The organism is Hyalangium ruber (genome assembly GCF_034259325.1).
GTDB lineage: Bacteria > Myxococcota > Myxococcia > Myxococcales > Myxococcaceae > Hyalangium_A > Hyalangium_A rubrum.
The window spans coordinates 279,332-297,119 of the sequence record NZ_JAXIVS010000002.1; the positions used below are offsets into that span (position 1 = coordinate 279,332).

The 17,788-nt window shown below is 67.1% G+C and carries 13 protein-coding genes; 5 read left to right on the plus strand and 8 right to left on the minus strand.

Annotation, left to right across the window (positions count from 1 at the left end):
* Window positions 1-6: 6 nt before the first annotated feature.
* From SYV04_RS06215 to SYV04_RS06235, 5 genes are all read right to left on the minus strand, one after another.
* Window positions 7-1,173, minus strand: a complete 1,167-nt coding sequence (locus SYV04_RS06215) for an ATP-grasp domain-containing protein (protein WP_321544689.1) — start codon at window positions 1,171-1,173, stop codon at window positions 7-9.
* A gap of 138 nt (window positions 1,174-1,311) precedes the next feature.
* A complete protein-coding gene (locus SYV04_RS06220) occupies window positions 1,312-1,917 on the minus strand; it encodes a hypothetical protein (protein ID WP_321544690.1) in 606 nt (201 codons plus the stop codon).
* Window positions 1,918-2,065: 148 nt separating this feature from the next.
* Entirely contained in the window at window positions 2,066-3,241 is a 1,176-nt protein-coding gene (locus SYV04_RS06225) for an AAA family ATPase (protein ID WP_321544691.1), read from the minus strand.
* Window positions 3,242-3,310: 69 nt separating this feature from the next.
* Entirely contained in the window at window positions 3,311-4,990 is a 1,680-nt protein-coding gene (ettA, locus tag SYV04_RS06230) for an energy-dependent translational throttle protein EttA (RefSeq protein ID WP_321544692.1), read from the minus strand.
* Window positions 4,991-5,099: 109 nt separating this feature from the next.
* On the minus strand, window positions 5,100-5,615 hold the full coding sequence (locus tag SYV04_RS06235) for an FHA domain-containing protein (protein WP_321544693.1): 516 nt from the start codon (window positions 5,613-5,615) through the stop codon (window positions 5,100-5,102).
* Window positions 5,616-5,706: 91 nt separating this feature from the next.
* Between SYV04_RS06235 and SYV04_RS06240 the strand changes: the two genes are divergently transcribed.
* The 3 genes from SYV04_RS06240 to SYV04_RS06250 all read left to right on the plus strand — a co-directional run bounded on the left by SYV04_RS06240 (window position 5,707) and on the right by SYV04_RS06250 (window position 9,203).
* Window positions 5,707-6,642, plus strand: coding sequence for an ABC transporter ATP-binding protein (locus SYV04_RS06240; protein ID WP_321544694.1), 936 nt, complete (start codon window positions 5,707-5,709; stop codon window positions 6,640-6,642).
* A 47-nt stretch (window positions 6,643-6,689) separates the two neighbouring features.
* Entirely contained in the window at window positions 6,690-7,436 is a 747-nt protein-coding gene (locus SYV04_RS06245) for an ABC transporter permease (RefSeq protein WP_321544695.1), read from the plus strand.
* Window positions 7,437-7,550: 114 nt separating this feature from the next.
* Window positions 7,551-9,203 carry a serine/threonine protein kinase gene (locus tag SYV04_RS06250; RefSeq protein ID WP_321544696.1) on the plus strand — a complete coding sequence of 551 codons (1,653 nt, stop codon included), beginning with the start codon at window positions 7,551-7,553 and terminating at the stop codon, window positions 9,201-9,203.
* Between the two features lie 24 nt (window positions 9,204-9,227).
* On the opposite strand, the gene SYV04_RS06255 is transcribed toward SYV04_RS06250, so the two are convergent.
* On the minus strand, window positions 9,228-11,252 hold the full coding sequence (locus SYV04_RS06255; RefSeq protein ID WP_321544697.1) for a PAS domain-containing protein: 2,025 nt from the start codon (window positions 11,250-11,252) through the stop codon (window positions 9,228-9,230).
* Between the two features lie 310 nt (window positions 11,253-11,562).
* Window positions 11,563-13,422, minus strand: coding sequence for a malto-oligosyltrehalose trehalohydrolase (gene treZ / locus SYV04_RS06260; protein WP_321544698.1), 1,860 nt, complete (start codon window positions 13,420-13,422; stop codon window positions 11,563-11,565).
* Between the two features lie 224 nt (window positions 13,423-13,646).
* Between treZ and SYV04_RS06265 the strand changes: the two genes are divergently transcribed.
* Both SYV04_RS06265 and SYV04_RS06270 read left to right on the plus strand, forming a co-directional pair.
* Window positions 13,647-15,605 (plus strand): PAS domain-containing hybrid sensor histidine kinase/response regulator, encoded by a 1,959-nt coding sequence (locus SYV04_RS06265; RefSeq protein WP_321544699.1) that lies wholly within the window; start codon window positions 13,647-13,649, stop codon window positions 15,603-15,605.
* 121 nt (window positions 15,606-15,726) lie between these two features.
* On the plus strand, window positions 15,727-16,116 hold the full coding sequence (locus SYV04_RS06270; protein WP_321544700.1) for a DUF5335 family protein: 390 nt from the start codon (window positions 15,727-15,729) through the stop codon (window positions 16,114-16,116).
* 68 nt (window positions 16,117-16,184) lie between these two features.
* Here SYV04_RS06270 and SYV04_RS06275 read toward each other — a convergent pair whose 3' ends face one another.
* Complete coding sequence (locus tag SYV04_RS06275; RefSeq protein ID WP_321544701.1) at window positions 16,185-17,714, minus strand: S8 family serine peptidase; 1,530 nt, start codon at window positions 17,712-17,714, stop codon at window positions 16,185-16,187.
* Window positions 17,715-17,788 lie beyond the last annotated feature (74 nt).

Consider the following 17,788-nt stretch of genomic DNA (forward strand, 5'->3'; position numbering starts at 1 on the left):
CCGTGGCTAGATCGTACTCTGGATGAAGCGCACGTCCTGGCGCATGGCCTCCAGGTCCAGGTGGCGCGTGAGGTACATCTGGGTGCCCATGGCGGCCTGGTAGACGCCGGGCAGGTTCGAGGTGTGCATCAGCAGCGAGGGCCCGAGCTTGCGCAGCACCTCCTCGTGGCTGTGGCGGTAGGAGCGTCCGGCGCGCCGGGCGACGTGACACACGTGGTACTTGGGGGTGACGCGCAGGTCGCCCACGGAGTCGCCGGTGACGACGCGGGCCCAGAGCCGGTACACGTCCATGTCGCAGGCGTAGTTCATCATGTCCGTCATGAAGCCGCCGGGGGGCCGCAGGTTGGCCTCCAGCGCCATGAAGCGGCCATCCGGTAGACGGAAGAACTCGAGGTGGAACCAGCGCTCGCGCAGGCCGAGCGCGGCCACGGCCTTGCGGCCCAGCGTGTCGAGCGCGGCGGGAATCTCCTTGAGGCTCCAGAAGGAGATGTCGCGCTTCTCGGTCACCACCTCCATCACCCCGTCGCTGTACTCGTGGCTGAGGGTGAAGAGGATGCGGCCCTCTCGGTCGACGAGGCCGTCATAGGTGACGATGGTGCCCTGGACGAAGGCCTGGGCCACATAGGGGATGGCGGGAGGCTGGGCGAGGGCCTTGTCCACCTCGGCGTCGCTGCTGACCTTGTAGGTGTGCGCGGCGCCCACGCCCACGTCGGGCTTGAGGACCAGGGGGTAGCCGACGCGCTGGGCGAAGGCCTTCACCTGGGAGGCGCTCTGGACGCGCTCCAGCTCGGGGTGGGGCACGCCCGCGTCCTTGAAGACGCCGGCCATGCCGGACTTGGTGCGCAGGCGCTGGATGTCGGCCGGAAGAAGGCCGGGGACGTGGAAGTCCTCGCGCAGGCGGGCCTCCATCTCCAGCCAGGACTCGTTGAGCGACTCGATGAGGCCGATGCGGCCATGGCGCCAGGTGAGGTAGCCGGTGGCGCGCAGCAGCGCGTCGTAGTCGTTGAGGTTGGGGGTGAAGAAATACTCGTGCAGCGACTCGCGCAGCTCCTGACGGAGCCCCTCGTAGGGCGAGTCGCCGATGCCGAGGACGTTCACGCCCCGCTCACGCAGGGCAGTGATGAAGTGGAAGTACTGCGGCGGAAAGTGCGGGGAGATGAAGACGAAGTTCATGGCTCCTCGGGGGGCGGCTCCCGAGAGGGACGACCATAGCGCGGGATCGGCCCAAGCTCACTTCCTTGGTAGTGTCCTCGGGAGGCACGCCCCCTCTCTCGGAGACAGGGCGAGGGGGACGGGTCGTCCCCCTACCTGCTACGGCTCTGGAGCCCGTCCCAGGAAAATTGGTACGAGCCGTTGGCGGACTTCTGCCAGGTATGCCGCCAGTCCGTTGGACTTTCCACGCTGCTCCAACACTTCGAGCGCTGTCTCATTGAGGCACTGGCGCTCCCGGTCACTCTCTCCTTGGATGAGTTCATCCAGGGCTCGCTTGATGTCGGTCTTCGCACCGTGTTCTCGAGCATCCAGTTCGTGAGATTTGAGGATGGGGTCGGTGGAGAGCCGCTCGCGGAGCGCTTGAAGGCGTGCGGATTCATCACGGCTCCGAGGCTCGAAGCCCGCGAGCACCCACGCTTCCCGCTTCGGGTGAGCCACGCCAATCACCACTTGAAAGGGCCAGGGGTAGGCCTCTCGCACCTGCTTGAGTCCCTGCCCCTCCTGACGATTCCGATACCCATCGCTGTCTCGAATGAGGAGTACAGCGGCAGGATGCTTCTTCATTGAGCTAAACAGCAAAAGCGCCTTCCGGGCGATGAGCGCATCAGGCTGACCCGCTTCACCATTGAACTTGCCGAAGATAACCTTCGCACCACTTTGACCCGAGTGTTCGTTGACCTTCCGCCACTCAACGAAGGTATCCACCTCGGATGCTCCTCGCCATCTCCGGCAAGAATCGAGCAGTTCCTCTTCGAGCCAGTCGATGTCCTTGAGCAAAACTCGGTCTGCGAGTCCGCACGCCGTGAGCTGATCAGCCCGAGCCTCGCAGACGATCCCGAATTCGTAGGAAGACTCATTCGCTGGCACTGGCTTCGCCCACCTTCTCCAGCCAGTTCTCGCCCACGGTGCTCCAAAACTCACCCGGGCTCATCAGGTCCTTCCATTTCTCGAACTCGGGATGGGCAGTAAGCTTTTCGCAGCGAGCAATGCCATTCTCCGAGAGGAACGTCATCCTGACCTCTTTCGGATCAAGGTGGTTCAAGATGAAAGGCGAGTGGCTGGTTGCAACAATCTGCAATTCTGGATTGTGGGATTGCAGCCCTCGAAGAACTTGGATCAGCTTGCCCTGAGCCATAGGGTGGAGCGCCAGTTCCACATCATCTAAAAGAATGAGTTTCGGCCGTGAAGGACCCATCACTACCGCTAAGAGCCCTAGTGCCATGAGAGTGCCTTCCCCAGCAGTATCCGCAGGAACGCCCTTGGCCCCCACCATATCGAAAACAATCCGATTTCCCCAGAGAGTGCGCGTCTCAGGCACCTTGATCTGCTGCTCATCGAGGGCTACCGTTCTTAGAGCTGTTTGCTCAACAGCCGCCCTCTCAACACGGATTCTTTGGACCGTCGGGACTATTTGCTTCAAAAAGCTCTCAATGGCGTTGAACTGCTCATCGTCGGTAAGCTTAAGTTGAGCTAGAACAGCAGCAAGCCCACTTCCATCGCTATCAACGCGTGGAATTTCTTCCTCGCTGTAAGAGGGTTCTGCGAGTCTTCTTGGCTCGAACCGTAGAACAGCGGTTGACCTCAACTCACTGCGCAGCATTGAGAGCTTTTTTTGATCTACCCTCTGCTGTATTGGATTTAACCCTGGCCGAAAATCTTGGCCGTCGATCTTGCCTGAAATCGAGAAAACCCATTCCTCTTTCTTTGGGTTTTCGGCTTTTCTCACGGCTCCTCGGAGCCAGAGTTCTGCTTCTGTGCCCTTCCAATTTCCCGTGATTCCTATTTCGAGTGGCGGAGTCGCATCACGTGTAAGCAACCCCTCTCTCGTGCGAATAACCGGCGAGATAAATGCCATCGGGTTCGTGGGGGGGTTCTTCTCCTCACTTGCAACATCTGTAGCAAGCAGTAACCCCTCTAGAAGTGTGGTCTTGCCCGAAGCGTTCGGGCCCACCAGCACAGTGAAGGGCTCTAGTTCCACATCGAGGGAACGATATGCCTTGAATTTACGGAACAAGACTTTCCGGATCATCAGCGTCCCCTCCTCTAGACTCTCACCCTAGCCCTCTCCCCAAAGCGGGAGAAGGGACCCACATAGCACTCAGCTCTTCGTCAGCGGGCGGTAGCGGATGCGGTGCGGCTCCAGCGCCTCGGCTCCCAGTCGCTTCTTCTTGTCCGCCTCGTAGTCCTCGAAGTTGCCCTCGAAGAAGAACGCCTTGCTGTCTCCCTCGAACGCCAGGATGTGCGTGGCGATGCGGTCCAGGAACCAGCGGTCGTGGCTGATGACCACCGCGCAGCCCGCGAAGCTCAGCAGCGCCTCCTCCAGGCTGCGCAGCGTCTCCACGTCCAGGTCGTTGGTCGGCTCGTCCAGGAGCAGCAGGTTGCCGCCGCTCTTGAGCATCTTCGCCAGGTGGACCCGGTTGCGCTCGCCGCCCGACAGGTCCTTCACCCGCTTCTGCTGGTCCTGTCCCTTGAAGGCGAAGCCCGCAAGGTACGCGCGGCTCGGCATCTGCCCCGCCCGTCCCAGGTCGATGTAGTCCAGCCCGCCGCTGACCTCATCGAACACGCTCTTGTCGCCATTGAGCGCGTCGCGGCTCTGGTCCACGTAGGCCAGCTTCACCGTCTCACCGATGCGCAGCTCGCCCGCGTCCGGCTTCTCCACGCCCGTCATCATCCGGAACAGCGTCGTCTTGCCCGCGCCGTTCGGACCAATCACGCCGACGATGCCACCGGGCGGCAGCTTGAAGTTCAGGTCGTCGATGAGCAGCCGGTCCCCGAACGCCTTGCGCAGCCCCTTGGCCTCCACCACCAACCCGCCCAGCTTGGGCCCGGGAGGAATGGTGACTTCGCCCGTCGCGTCGCGCTTGTCCTGCGTCTGGTTGAGCAGCTCCTCGTACGCGGCGATACGCGCCTTGCTCTTGGCCTGGCGCGCCTTGGGGCTGGCGCGCACCCACTCCAGCTCGCGCTTGAGCGTCTTCTGGCGGTGGCTCTCCGACTTCTCCTCCAGCTCCAGCCGCTTCTGCTTCTGGTCCAGCCACGAGGAGTAGTTGCCCTTCCAGGGCACGCCCTCGCCGCGGTCCAGCTCCAGAATCCACTCGGCCACGTTGTCCAGGAAGTACCGGTCGTGGGTGATGCTGACGATGGTGCCCTTGTACTCCTTGAGCGCGCGCTCCAGCCACGCCACGCTCTCGGCGTCCAGGTGGTTGGTGGGCTCGTCCAGCAGCAGCAGGTCCGGCTTCTCCAGCAGGATGCGGCAGAGCGCCACGCGGCGCTTCTCACCACCCGACAGCTTCGTCACGTCCGCGTCGCCCGGGGGCAGCCGCAGCGCGTCCATCGCCATCTCGATGGTGCGGTCCAGCTCCCAGCCGTTGGCCGCGTCGATGGCGTCCTGCAGCTTGCCCTGCTCGGCCAGCAGCTTCTCCATCTCCGCGTCGCTCATGGGCTCGGCGAACTTCGCCGACACCTCGTTGAAGCGGTCCATCAGCCGGCGAATCTCCTTGAGGCCCAGCTCCACGTTCCCCTTCACGTCCAGCGAGGCGTCGAGCTGGGGCTCCTGCGGCAGGAAGCCCACCCGCACGCTGGGGTCTGGCTTGGCCACCCCGAAGAACTCGGTGTCCACGCCGGCCATGATGCGCAGCAGCGTGGACTTACCCGAGCCGTTGGGACCGATGACACCGATCTTCGCGCCTGGGAAGAAGGACAGGTAGATGCCCTTGAGGATCTCCTTACCGCCCTTGACCTTGCGCAGGTCCTGCATGGTGAAGATGAAGTTCTGGGCCATCTCGGGTCTGGTGCCTCCCAATTACGACGTAGACGGTGGCGGATACTAAGGAGGGGCGCGGGGCGCAAGGAACTCCCCGCCCCCCTGCCCCGGTTGCTCGCTGCCGCACTCAGCGGTGCAAACGCTCGAAAAGGGACTTCGCCGTCAGGTACGCGAAGTCCGCGTCCCCGAAGCGCACCAGGTCCCCATCCCGCACGAAGAACTCCTTGTGCGCCTCGAGCGTGTGCCCGTTGAGCAGGGTGCCGTTCATCGAGCCCAGGTCCACCACCGTGCAGGCCCCCGCCTGCCCATGCCAACGCAGCCGCGCGTGCTCCTTGGAGACCGACGGGTCGTTGATGACCAGCTCGCAGCTCGGCAGCCGTCCCACTGTCAGCTCGTCCTGGCTGCCCAGCGGCGGCAGCGTGGCCACCAGCAGCTCGTCGAAGCGCAGCAGCACCGCCAGCTGCATGGCCTCCAGGCTCGGGCCTGTAGCCACCATGGTGCTTTGGGCCCCCATCTTCATCGCCATCTGCTCCACCACCGGACGCGGCGGTTTCTGCACGAGCGCGAACGGTCCAACCTGTTTGATGAAGAACGGCTCGGTGAGCCGGGCGGCCAGGGCCCGTAAGTCCCGTACGTAGAGCATTCGCCCCCACTCTAGCGCTCCTGGGCCCTGGCGCACCCTGTCTCTCTGCCCAGGGACACCGGCCCCGGGAAGTGCTAGAGCGCCTCTCGCCATGTCCTCGCCCGTCCTCGAGTTGCAGGGCCTCACCAAGTCCTACGCGAAGCTCACCGCCCTCTCCAACGTGAACCTCTCCATCCGCCAGGGGGAGATCTTCGCCTTGCTGGGGCCCAACGGCGCCGGGAAGACGACGCTCATCGGCTCCATCTGCGGGCTGGTGAAGAAGACCAGCGGCCGCATCCTCCTGTTCGGCAAGGACCTGGACCAGGACCCCGTGGGCCCGCGCTATGAAGTGGGCCTGGTGCCACAGGAGATCAACTTCGACCCGTTCTTCTCCGTGGCCGAGTCGCTCCACATCCAGCTCGGCTTCTACGGCCGCCCCCGGGACGAGGCGCGCGTGGACGAGATGCTCACCGCGCTCAACCTCCAGAACAAGAAGGACACGGTGGCCCGCGCGCTCTCCGGCGGCATGAGGCGCCGGCTGCTCATCGCCAAGGCGCTGGTCCACCGCCCCAAGCTCGTCTTCCTGGACGAGCCCACCGCGGGCGTGGACGTGGAGCTGCGGCGAGACCTGTGGAACTACGTGCGCAAGCTCGCCAGCGAGGGCACCACCATCGTCCTCACCACCCACTACCTCGAAGAGGCCGAGGAGCTGGCCGACCGGGTGGGCGTCATCAACGAGGGGCGCCTGCTGCTGGTGGAGGACAAGGCCACGGTGATGCGGCGCTTCGGCGAGAAGCGCCTCGTGGTCACCTTCGAGCAGCCCCAGTCGGAGCTACCCGAGCCCGCCCGCCGCTTCAACACCACGCTCTCCGAGGACCGGCGCACGCTCACCTATCTGGAGCGCGAGGGCAGCGCTCCCGCCGGAGACCTGCTGCGCGTCCTCTATGCCCAGGGCCTGCCCATCTCCGACGTGGAGACGCGGCGCTCGCGCCTGGAGGACGTGCTCATCGAGATCCTCCGCGGCCCCTCCTCTCCGAAGGCCGCCTGACTTCCACCCCGCCTGACGCCCCTCCCCACGCCATGAACACCCTTGGGATGAAGACGCTGTTCGCGAAGGAGGTCCGCCGCTTCATGCGCGTGCCGGGCCAGACCGTCCTCTCGCCGCTCATCAGCACCACGCTGTATTTCATCGTCTTCGGCTACTCCATCTCCAGCCGCGTCCAGGAAGTGGAGGGAGTGCCCTACCTGTCCTTCATCGTCCCGGGCCTCATCTTCCTGGGCATCGCCAACAACGCGTTCCTCAACTCCAGCTCCTCGCTCTTCATCACCAAGATTCAAGGCACGGTGGTGGACCTGCTGGTGGCCCCGCTGGGCGCCGGCGAGCTGATGGCCGGCTTCGTGGGCGGCGCCATGGTGCGCGGGCTGGTGGTGGGCGGGCTCACCTGGGCGGTGGCCCTCTTCTTCACCGGCTTCAGCCTCCAGCACGCCTGGGTGGCCCTCTACTTCCTGCTGCTGTCCTCCTACGTCTTCAGCGTGCTGGGGCTCCTGGCGGCGGTGTGGGCCGAGAAGTTCGAGCAGATCAACTTCTTCCCCACCTTCGTGATGATGCCGCTCACGTTCCTGGGCGGCGTCTTCTACTCGGTCAACGCGCTGCCCTCGCCCTGGAACACGATCAGCCTCTTCAATCCCATGGTCTACATGGTCGAGGGCGTGCGCTACGGCATGGTGGGCCACAGCATCTTCTCGCCCGTGCTGGGCGGCGGCATCCTCCTGGGGGTCTCGGTGGTCGCCACCGGCCTCACCTACTGGGCGCTGCACTCCGGGTATAAAATGAAGGCCTGAGTCTCTCTCCTGGAGAGCACCCGACACTTCTCACCGCACGCCTGTCCGCCTGGCGGGGGGTCGGGCACAGGGACTTTCACTCAGGGCCACAGTCCAAGGTATTCTGAGCCGAACATGGCTGTCGCCTTCGGCAAATATGAGCTTTTAAGAAAGATCGCCTCCGGGGGCATGGGGCAGGTCTTCTTGGCGCGTGAGAGGGGCGCGGTGGAGCGCCTGGTCGTGCTCAAGCTCATCCTTCCGCACCTGGCCGAGGACGATGAGTTCCTCACCATGTTCCTGGACGAGGCCCGGCTGGTTGCCCGGCTCCAGCACCCCAACCTCGTCACCATCCTCGATTTGGTGGAGATCGAAGGCCGGCACTGCCTGGCCATGGAGTACGTGCAGGGCGACGACGTGCGCCGCATGGACAAGCACGCGCGGCTCAAGGGCAAGCTGCTGCCCACCGGGCTGGTGCTGCGCATCATCTCCGAGGCGGCCGCCGGGCTGGACCACGCCCACAAGTCGCGCGATGCCCAGGGCCAGCCGCTCAAGCTGGTCCACCGGGACGTCTCTCCGCAGAACATCCTCATCGGCTTCGACGGGGCGGTGAAGATCATCGACTTCGGCGTGGCCAAGGCGGCCGGCAGCGGCCAGCAGACGGCCACCGGGGTGCTCAAGGGCAAGTATCCTTATATGTCCCCGGAGCAGGCCTCGGGGCAGCCCATCGACGGGCGCAGCGACCAGTTCGCCCTGGGCGTGGTGATGTGGGAGCTGCTCACGGGCAAGCGCCTCTTCAAGGGCGACTCGGACCTCATGACGCTGCGGCTGGTGAAGGACTGCCAGGTGCCGCCGCCCTCGCAGCTCAACCCCAAGCTGCCCCCGGGGTTGGACGAGGTGGTGCTGCGGGCGCTCTCGCCCACGGCGGACAAGCGCTACCCGGACTGCGGCGCCCTGCGCCTGGCGCTGGAGGACTACATCATCCAGCTGCGCATGCCGGCCAGCAACGCGCACCTGTCGGCGTACCTGCGCGAGCTGTATGCCGAGCGCATCGCCGCGGAGGCGGACCCCTCGAAGCTGGATCAGCTCGCCGAGGACGCGGACCTGGACTCGAAGTCCAACCCCTCGCGCAGCAACCTGCGCTCGGTGCTGGTGGGCAATCCCTCCTCCACGCCCTCGCGCTCGCCGGGGACCGGCCAGAGCCCGGGAACGCGCTCGCGCCGCGCGGTGGACGCGCTGGTGGGCCCCGCACCCGCTCCGCGACAGGAGCCCTCGCGCGGCACCGTCTCCATGGGCGCGGCGCCTGCCCCGCGCCGGCGCTTCCCCGTGGTGCCGGTGGCGGTGGGCGGCGCGGCGCTCCTGGTGCTCGCGGGCGCGGCCGTCGTCTTCCTGCGCAAGAGCCCTCCTACCGAGCAGCCCACGCCGCCGCAGCAGCACCTGGTGAATGTGCCGCCCGAGCAGCCGCAGCCACCCATCCAGGTGCCTACGCCGGTGGAGCCCAGCAAGGTGGAGCTGACGCTCATCTCCGAGCCCCTGGGCGCAGCGGTCCAGATGGAAGGGCTGCCGCTCGGCGTGACGCCGATGAAGTTGCCGCTCACCGAAGGGGCGCCCCCCGTGTCGCTGACGCTGACGCTGGACGGGTACGAGGCCAAGACGCAGCAGGTGTCCGCCGCGAACGCACCCACCCTCGCCGTCGTGCTGGACCGACGCCCCGCCAACGGCACCAAGCCGGGGATCAAGAAGCCTCCCACGCCGGGCGGCTCCGGGCTCGGCATCAAGACGGGCCGCTGAAGCGCGCCCGCCGGGCCGTGCGGCCTACCGCGGCGGAGACTGCGCCACCAGTCGGCGGATCAGCTCCGGCTCGAAGGGCTTGTCGATGCGCGGGTGGGAGAAGTTCTGCAGGAAGGCCCGCGCGCGCGCGGTGAAGCCTCCGCCCGTCATGAAGACCAGCCGGGGCAGGCACTCGGGGTGCTTCCTCGCCAGCTCCGAGTGGACATCCATGCCGGTCAGGTCCGCCATCATCAAGTCGCAGAAGATGCGATCGAAGTCCGTGTCGCGCTCCAGCACCGTGAGCGCCTCGCGCCCGCTGTGCGCCACCACCACCTCGTTGCCACGGCCGATGATGCGCCGCACCACCGAGGCAATGCCCGGCTCGTCGTCGATGACGAGCACCCGCTTGCCCTGGACGATCAACGTCTCGGTCGGCGTGTCCATCACCGGCAGCAGCGCCTCGGCCTCCGCGCCGCGGATCGGCAGCACCACCCGGAAGGTGCTGCCCTTGCCCTGCGTGCTCACGGCGGTCAGGTCTCCGCGCAGCGCCTTGATGATGCCGTGGCAGATGGACAGCCCCAGCCCCGTGCCCTCGCCCACCGGCTTGGTGGTGAAGAACGGCTCGAAGGCACGCGCGAGCACCTCCTGCGTCATCCCCTTGCCCGTGTCGGTCACCTCCACCACCACGCGATGCTCCTGCGCGTAGGTGGTGAGGATGATGCGGTGCTGCTCGGCATCCCCCTCGGGGATGGCCTGGGCCGCGTTCACCAGCAGGTTGAGGAACACCTGCCCCAGCTTGGCCTCGTTGCCCCACACCGTCGGCACCTTGCCGAAGCACTTCACCACCTTGGCGCGGTAGCGGATGTGGTTCATCGCCATCGAGAGGCTGAACTCGAGCGCCGCATGCACGTCCACCGGCCGCAGCTGCGCGTCATCCCCTCGGGCGAACGTCTTCAGATCCCGGACGATGCCGCGGATGCGCTCGGCGCCCTGGCGTGCCTCCTCCAGCGCCTCCGTCGTCTCCCCCAGCGCCTGGCGCACCATCGCCTCGGGCAGCGAGGACACCTGCTCCAGCGCGAAGTGGATGTTGCCCATCACGAAGGACAGCGGGTTGTTGATTTCGTGGCCCACGCCGGCCGCGAGCTGGCCCGCCACCGCCAGCTTCTCCGACTGCACCAGCTTCTCGCGCGCCGCCAGCAGCTCCCGCGCGCGCTGGCGCGCCAGGGCCTCCGCCTCCAGGCGCCCGGAGTGCTCGCGCTCCAGCAGCCCGTCGCGCTCCTGCTCGGTGCGCTTCTTGTCCGTCACGTCCCGGAAGAAGACGGCGATGCCGGTGCCCGACGGGTACGCGTGCATCTCGAACCAGCGGTCCGTGCCCGGCAACATCAGCTCGAACACCGAGGAGACGCGCTCGGCCATCACCCGGCGGAACTCCCGCTCCACCAGCGTGCCCCGCAGCTCCGGGCACGTGTCCCACAGCCCGCGCCCGAAGAGCTTCTCGCGCGACACGCCCTTCATCAGCAGCGCGTTGCGGTTGCAATAGGTGTAGCGCCAGTTGGCATCCACCGAGAGGAAGCAGTCCGGCGTGCCCTCGAGGATCTCCACCATCCGGTCCCGAGTCTCACGCAGGCCCGTCTCCGCGCGCCGCGCGGCGGTGATGTCGCGCAGGCGCACCAGCACGCCATCCCGGAACTGCGCCACGGTGGCCTGGAGCCAGCCGTCGAACCCATTGCACGCGTGCGGGAAGACCTGCTGGCACGCCTCGCCCGTCTCCACCACCTGGTGGAAGGCCTCGAACTGCCCCGCCAGCCCCAGCTCCGGCGGCACCTCGTGCAGGAAGTGCCCCAGCAGCCCTCCCACGCCCCAGCCCAGAATGCGCTCGGCGGCGGGGTTGGCGTAGATCCACTCGAAGTCGACGATGTTGCCGTCCGCGTCCCGTACGGCACGCAACACCATGCTGCCCTCGGGGTGGAAATGCTCCACCTCCCGGAGGACTCGCAACACCTCATCGCCTTCCCAGGCGCGAGCGCCTTTCAGGGACTTCAGCGGCTCGGTGAAGGCGGGCTTGGGCATGGCCTGGGTACCTCCGACGCACGACGGCCAGACGCTGGGCGGGGGGCCAGGAGCCTTGGCTTGCTCGGCGACTGACAGCTTACCCCCTTGGCGCTCAGGGTACAGAGCCCCTCCCCCCGCCTACACAGGCAGCCGGTGAACAGTGAAAGGCGCCAGGAGTTAACGATTCCTCGGGGCGTTTTCAAGAACGCCATCGAGTGACAATTGGCCGTAACGCGAGCCCCTGGATCTCCCAGGAACTCGGCTAGTGGGAAACCCTCAGGCCAACGTGCTCCCAGCGGAATCCTCCACCAAAGACGGAGCTGTCATGTCACGACCGTCTGACACGCACCACCACCGCCGAGGGTCCCTCCAGACTCAGCCGATTCTCACGCAGTGGAGAGGCCTCCACGGCGCCGCCGAAGCGCGGGGCCTCGCTCCACAGCACCCCCTCGGCGCGTGAGTCGGCCGGCAGCGCGTGTTCCAGCGCACCGCGCACGTTGACGATGATGAGGAGCGATTGATCCGCGCCGCGCCGCTCGAGCACGAGGGCGTCCTTGCCCAGCACCCGCGCTTCATAGCCGCCTCGGCGTTGATCCTTCAGCGCGGGCTCGGTAGCGCGCAGCCGCAGCAGCTCGCGGTAGAGCGCTCGCACCGACGCGTGCGGCGGCCGCTGGGCCTCGCTCCAGTCCAGGCGCGAGCGCTCGAAGGTCTCCACCGCCTGCGGATCCGGCACCGTGTCGCCAGCGAACCGGGCGAAGCCGGAGAACTCCTTGCGCCGCCCCTCGGTGACGAGCCGCCCCAGCTCGGCGTTGTGGTCGGTGAAGTAGAGGAACGGCGTGCTCGCGTTCCACTCCTGCCCCATGAAGAGCAGCGGCGTGTAGGGCGACAGGAGCAGCAGCGTGCTCATCGCCCGGAAGGCCGCGGGTGACACGTCATGGCCGAGCCGCTCGCCGAGCGCTCGGTTGCCCACCTGATCATGGTTCTGGATGCAGTGGACGAAGCAGCGCGGCGGCACCCCCTCGGCGGGCGTGCCCCGGGCGTGGCCCTGGTTCTTCGACACCTGGCCCTCGTAGAACCAGCCCTGGCGCAGCGTGCGGGCGATGTCCTCGGCGCTGCCCGTGTAGTCCTGGTAGTAGCCCTCGTGGTCGCCCGCGAAGGCGCGCCGCAGTTGGTGGTGCAGGTCATCCGCCCAGACGCCATCCAGCCCCAGGCCGCGCTGCTCGGGCGAGCGCAGCAGCCGCGCCTCGTTGCGCTCGTCCTCGGCGATGACGTGTACGCGGCGCCCCGGCGCGCTGGCGCGGGCGCGCTCGGCGATCTCCGTCAGCAGGTGCTTCGGGCTGTCATCCACGATGGCGTGCGCCGCGTCCAGGCGCAGGCCGTCGGCGTGGTAGTCGCGGATCCACATCTCCACGTTGTCGAGCACCATCTGGCGCACGGGCGCGGAGTGCTCGCCGTCATAGTTCACCGCGTCGCCCCACGGCGTGTGGTGGCGCCCGGTGAAGTAGTGCGGCGAGTAGCAGCGCAGGTAGTTCCCGTCCGGGCCGAAGTGGTTGTAGACGGCGTCGATGAGCACCGCGAGCCCGTGCGCGTGCGCGGCGTCGATCAGCCGGCGCAGGCCGGTGGGGCCGCCGTAGCTGTGCTGCGGGGCGAAGAGGTCCACCCCGTCGTAGCCCCAGTTGCGCGTGCCCGGGAAGCTCGCCAGCGGCATCAACTCCAGCGCGGTGATGCCCAGCTCGCGCAACCCGGCGAGCCGGGGAATGAGCGCCTCGAAGGTGCCCTCGGGCGTGGCCGTGCCCACGTGGACTTCATAGATGACCAGCTCCTCCGCCCCGATGCCCTTCCACCCCGAGTCCGTCCAGGCGAAGTCCGGCGCCACCACCTCGGAGGGGCCATGCACGCCCTGCGGCTGGGAGCGCGACCAGGGGTCCGGGAAGGGGCCCTCTCCGTCGACGCGAAGCTTGTAGCGAACCCCGGGGCCTTGCTCCTCCAGCACCGCGACGAAGTAACCGCCCGGCTCGGGCGTCATGGGCAGCACACGCCCTGGCTTGCCCGCCGCGTCGTGGAGCACCACCTCCAGCGAGCGGTGGTCTGGCGCCCAGACGCGCCAGCGCACTCGGGGGCCCGGCTCCACCCACGCCCCCAACCTCGGAACCGCCGCCCGTGTCTCCTCCGCTGTCTTCATACCCATTCCTTTAATGCGCGCCTCTCCTACCGAGGAGCACCTTGCGCCCAGGTCCAATGCTTCGAGGCGGAAAGGTGTTCACTGGTAACCCTAGGGAGTGCGCACCCTCGGACGTTGGCCCAGCCCTCGGGACCGCCGGGTCCCTGCTCACCCCCTATCCGCCCATCCAACCCAGCAGGTACACTTTCTTCTCTGATTTTCGCGCAATCCCTGTCGGCCTGGTTTTGGATATGCCATCCCTTCCGAGCGACAGCATCCCCACGGCATTGCCCGAAGAGAGCGTCGAGGATCTCTACGAGAACGCGCCGTGTGGATACCTCTCCACGCTGCCCAACGGCACCATCGTCCGGGTCAACCAGACCTTCCTGACCTGGACGGGCTACTCGCGCGAAGAGCTCCTCGTCGGCAAGCGGTTCCGGGACCTGCTGACCATCGGGGGGAAGCTCTTCCACGAGACGCACTACGCGCCCCTGCTGCGGATGCAAGGGTTCGTCAATGAGATCAGCTTCGAGCTCGTGTGCAAGAACGGCCGACCGCTGCCCGTGTTGATCAACAGCGTCCAGAAGCAGGATGCGGCCGGCACGCCCGCCTTCCACCGCACCACGCTCTTCAACATCACCGACCGCAAACTCTACGAGCGAGAGCTGCTCCTGGCCCGGCGGCAGGCCGAACAAGCCGAGCTGGCCGCCCGCGCCAAGGCGGACTTCGTGTCCATGGTCAGCCACGAAATCCGCACCCCGATGAACGCCATCCTCGGGCTGGCGGGCCTGCTGCTCCAGACCGAGCTGAACTCGGAGCAACAGAAGTACCTCCACCTGCTCCAGTCCTCGTCCGAGAACCTGCTGGAGCTGCTCAACAACATCCTGGATCTCAACAAGATCGAAGCGGCCAAGGTGACGCTGGAAGAGCGCCGCTTCGATCTCCGCCAGCTGATCCACGGCCTGCTCCACGGCCTCCACGTCAAGGCCGAGCAGAAGCAGCTGGCCGTGCGGCTGGAGCTGGACGAGCGGCTCCCGCACGGGCTCCTGGGAGATCCGATCAAGCTCAGCCAGGTGCTCACCAACCTGGTGGCCAATGCCATCAAGTTCACCGAGCGAGGCGCGGTGACGCTGGCGGCGCACGTCCGGGACTCCTCCCCGCAGGCCGTCTTCGTGGACTTCCGGGTCACCGACACGGGCATCGGCATTCCCGAGGAGCACCTGGCGCGAATCTTCGAGGAGTTCACCCAGGCCAGCTATGACATCCAGCTGAAGTACGGCGGCACCGGCCTGGGCCTCTCCATCTGCCGGAAGTTGCTCGCGCTGTATGGCAGCCAGCTCCACGTGGAGAGCGTGCCGGGGAAGGGCTCGTGCTTCTTCTTCACCCTGCGCCTGAAGGTCGCGGAGGCGGCGGAGGAGCCCGCCGTGAAGCCTCCGCCCTCCGAGCATTGCCTCACCGGCCTCAAGCTGCTGGTGGCCGAGGACAACAGCCTCAACGTCTTCGTGCTCTCGCAGTTCCTGCGCAAGTGGGGCGCCGACTTCGAGGTGGTGGAGAACGGGCACGGGGCCGTGGCGAAGGTCCAGCAGGGACACTTCGACCTGATCCTGATGGACCTCCAGATGCCGGAGCTGGATGGCTACGCGGCCACCCGCGCCATCCGGGGCCTGCCCGAGGAGCGGCTCCACCGCCTGCCCATCCTGGCCCTGTCCGCCTCCAACCGGCTCGGGCTGGAGGAGCAGCTCGCGGCCGCTGGCTTCACGGGCTTCGTGGGCAAGCCCTTCAAGCCCGATGATCTGCTCTCGAAGATTTCCCTGCACTGCGCCCGCCCGTCCCGCTTCAGCCTGGAGGGCCTCCGGCGCCTGGCCGAGGGAGACCGTCACGCCCTGCGAGAGCTCATCGCCGTCGCCATCGCCAACTGCCAGCAGGCCCAGCCCACCTTTCAGAGAGCGCTCGAGGCCGGCGATCTGGAAGGGTTCGAGTTCCATGCCCACAAAATCAAGATGACCCAGGAGCTGCTCCAAGCGGAGGCCCTTCGGGCGGCGCTGCAACGAGGACGCGCGCTTCTGTCCCGAAGAGACAGCGACGCGGAGCTGGTCCGTGCCGCGGCTCACGCCCTTCACGCGGAGCTGGAGGACATCATCACGGCCTTGAGGGCGGACCTGGCGACGGTCGCCGCCGGCCTCCCCGCCGAGGAGGACTCGCGAAACTGAAGGGTAAGCGGCGGCCAGGCCCGCGAAGGCAAGCCCTCCCGCCTGCCGGGGGCGCCAGCCGGGCGAGCCTTCTCGCACCATCGTCCTTAGGGTGTGTGGGAGACGCTGGAGGCGGGACGCCATGCATCACACCCGGGAAATTCCTCGCGAGGTCTGGTCCGACTACCTGACGCTGCTGAGCAGCATCACCCAAGCTCAGTGCGTCCGCATCGAGGCGGGGAGTCCGGAGATAGGCGAGCAGACGCTGGCCCAACGCCTGCCCCTCATCGACATCTCCTTCGAGGAGAAGGGCAGCGGCCAGGGCAGCGTCGAGGTGACGGTGGGGCGGCCCGGCGAGGAGATCACCCACCGCATCCTCCACCCCGACCGCATCTACGCCGACGAGAGCGAGAACGGCGAGCTGGAGTGCCTGGACATCGAGGACGAGGAGCACACCAAGACGCTCATCTTCTTCGAGCCGGCCGAGGCCTTCGCCGAGAGCAGCGACCGTTGGTCCTCCCCGCCGCTCTGAGCCCGGAAAAGCAGAAGGGCGGGCCCCCGTCGAGGAGCCCGCCCCGGTGAGACGACTGCGAAGGTGCGTTACGGGTTGGCGATGGCGTAGTCCAGCGCCGCCTTGGCGCGGATCAGGCCGTTGCCGTAGTAGTTGTCACGACCGGCGGTGCCCAGGTCCTCGGCCGTCTTCTCGAGGGCGTTGCGCACGCGGGTGGCCGTCCACGCCGGGTTGTAGCTCCACACCAGGGCCGCGATGGCGGACACGTGCGGGGTCGCCATCGAGGTGCCGTCGTAGGGCTCGTAGCCGCTGGCCGGCTCGACGAACTGGCTGGACACCGTGGAGGACTGGCCCAGGCCGCCCGCCGCCTTGATGGCGGTGCCGTCCTCCAGGCTCAGGGAGATGGCCGGGATGGTGCTGGTGACGCCCGTGCCCAGCGTGCCGGCGAAGCCGCCCGCCACGTTGTTGTAGATGACCGCGGCCACGCCGCCACCGGCCTTCGCGTTCACCACCTTGGTGTTGAAGTCGATGGTGCCACGCTGGCAGAGGACGACCTTACCCGCCCAGGCGCCCACGCTGTCGCACAGGCCGCCGTCCACCAGCGCGCCCGTCACGCCCGCGCTCCGGGCCGCGCCGTCGATGTAGCCGCCGCTGAAGGTGCCGCCGGCCACGGCGACGCTGTTGGTGTCCACCGCGCCGACGGTGGAGAGCACACCCACGCCCGGGGCCGCGATGTCCACCTCGGTGTTGAACTGCGAGAAGGTGGCGATGGTCTTGTTCGCGTCCAGCGCGCCCACCGACATGACGATGGGGTAGGAGGCCGGGTAGCTCATGCGGTTGTTGCCGTCATTGCCCGCCGCCGCGATGGAGAGCACGCCCGCGCTGAAGGCGTTCTTGAAGGCGTTCTCCTCGGTCTTGCTCTTGGTCGGGCCGCCGAGGCTCATGCTGATGACGTTGGCGCCCGCGCTCACGCAGCGGTTGGCCGCGTCCGCCAGGGTGGAGGCGTAGGTCCACGAGCAGTCATCGCCGAACACCTTGACGATGTGCAGGTTCACGCCGTTGGGCAGCACGCCCACCACGCCGGTGGTGTTGTTGACCGCGGCGATGGTGCCCGCCACGTGCGTGCCGTGGTGGCACTTGTCGGTGTTCCAGCCCGTGGGGTAGCCCGTGATGGACTTGCCGCTCTGGTGGTCCTCATGCGCGGCGTAGAGGCCGGAGTCGATGATGCAGATCTTCCGGTTGGCGCCCGTGGCCGAGGCCCACACCTGGTCCGCCTGGGTCAGCGGAATGCCGTACGGCGTGGTCTGCGCCAGCAGCTTGCGGGGCGCGTCCAGCTCGACGAACTCGACCCCGGCGTGCTTGCTCAGCGCCTCGACCGCCTTGGCGGGCAGCTCCACCGCCGACGCGTTCATCCCGTGGATGGACATCAGCTCGCGCCCGCCGGCGGCCGAGACGACCTTGGAGCGGTCGAACCCGGGCTTGAAGCTGATGATGTAGCGCTCCTTGGCCTCCGAGGCCACGCCCGCCTCCTGCGTGCGTACCTCCGTCTCCTCCGAACCGACTTCCGACGCACACGCGGACAGCATCACCAGGGCACCAAACAGCGTCGACTTCTTCATGGGGGATTGTCTCCTACATCGCGTTAAGCGCACTAACCGGGTTTCACCGAGCAGCCAGGGTGAAATCCTTCAAC

Coding starts and splice junctions, on each gene's coding strand:
- SYV04_RS06215 (WP_321544689.1), bottom strand. CDS start 1,173: ATGAACTTCGTCTTCATCTCCCCGCACTTTCCGCCGCAGTACTTCCAC.
- SYV04_RS06225 (WP_321544691.1), bottom strand. CDS start 3,241: ATGATCCGGAAAGTCTTGTTCCGTAAATTCAAGGCATATCGTTCCCTC.
- ettA (WP_321544692.1), bottom strand. CDS start 4,990: ATGGCCCAGAACTTCATCTTCACCATGCAGGACCTGCGCAAGGTCAAG.
- SYV04_RS06235 (WP_321544693.1), bottom strand. CDS start 5,615: ATGCTCTACGTACGGGACTTACGGGCCCTGGCCGCCCGGCTCACCGAG.
- SYV04_RS06240 (WP_321544694.1), top strand. CDS start 5,707: ATGTCCTCGCCCGTCCTCGAGTTGCAGGGCCTCACCAAGTCCTACGCG.
- SYV04_RS06245 (WP_321544695.1), top strand. CDS start 6,690: ATGAAGACGCTGTTCGCGAAGGAGGTCCGCCGCTTCATGCGCGTGCCG.
- SYV04_RS06250 (WP_321544696.1), top strand. CDS start 7,551: ATGGCTGTCGCCTTCGGCAAATATGAGCTTTTAAGAAAGATCGCCTCC.
- SYV04_RS06255 (WP_321544697.1), bottom strand. CDS start 11,252: ATGCCCAAGCCCGCCTTCACCGAGCCGCTGAAGTCCCTGAAAGGCGCT.
- treZ (WP_321544698.1), bottom strand. CDS start 13,422: ATGGGTATGAAGACAGCGGAGGAGACACGGGCGGCGGTTCCGAGGTTG.
- SYV04_RS06265 (WP_321544699.1), top strand. CDS start 13,647: ATGCCATCCCTTCCGAGCGACAGCATCCCCACGGCATTGCCCGAAGAG.
- SYV04_RS06270 (WP_321544700.1), top strand. CDS start 15,727: ATGCATCACACCCGGGAAATTCCTCGCGAGGTCTGGTCCGACTACCTG.
- SYV04_RS06275 (WP_321544701.1), bottom strand. CDS start 17,714: ATGAAGAAGTCGACGCTGTTTGGTGCCCTGGTGATGCTGTCCGCGTGT.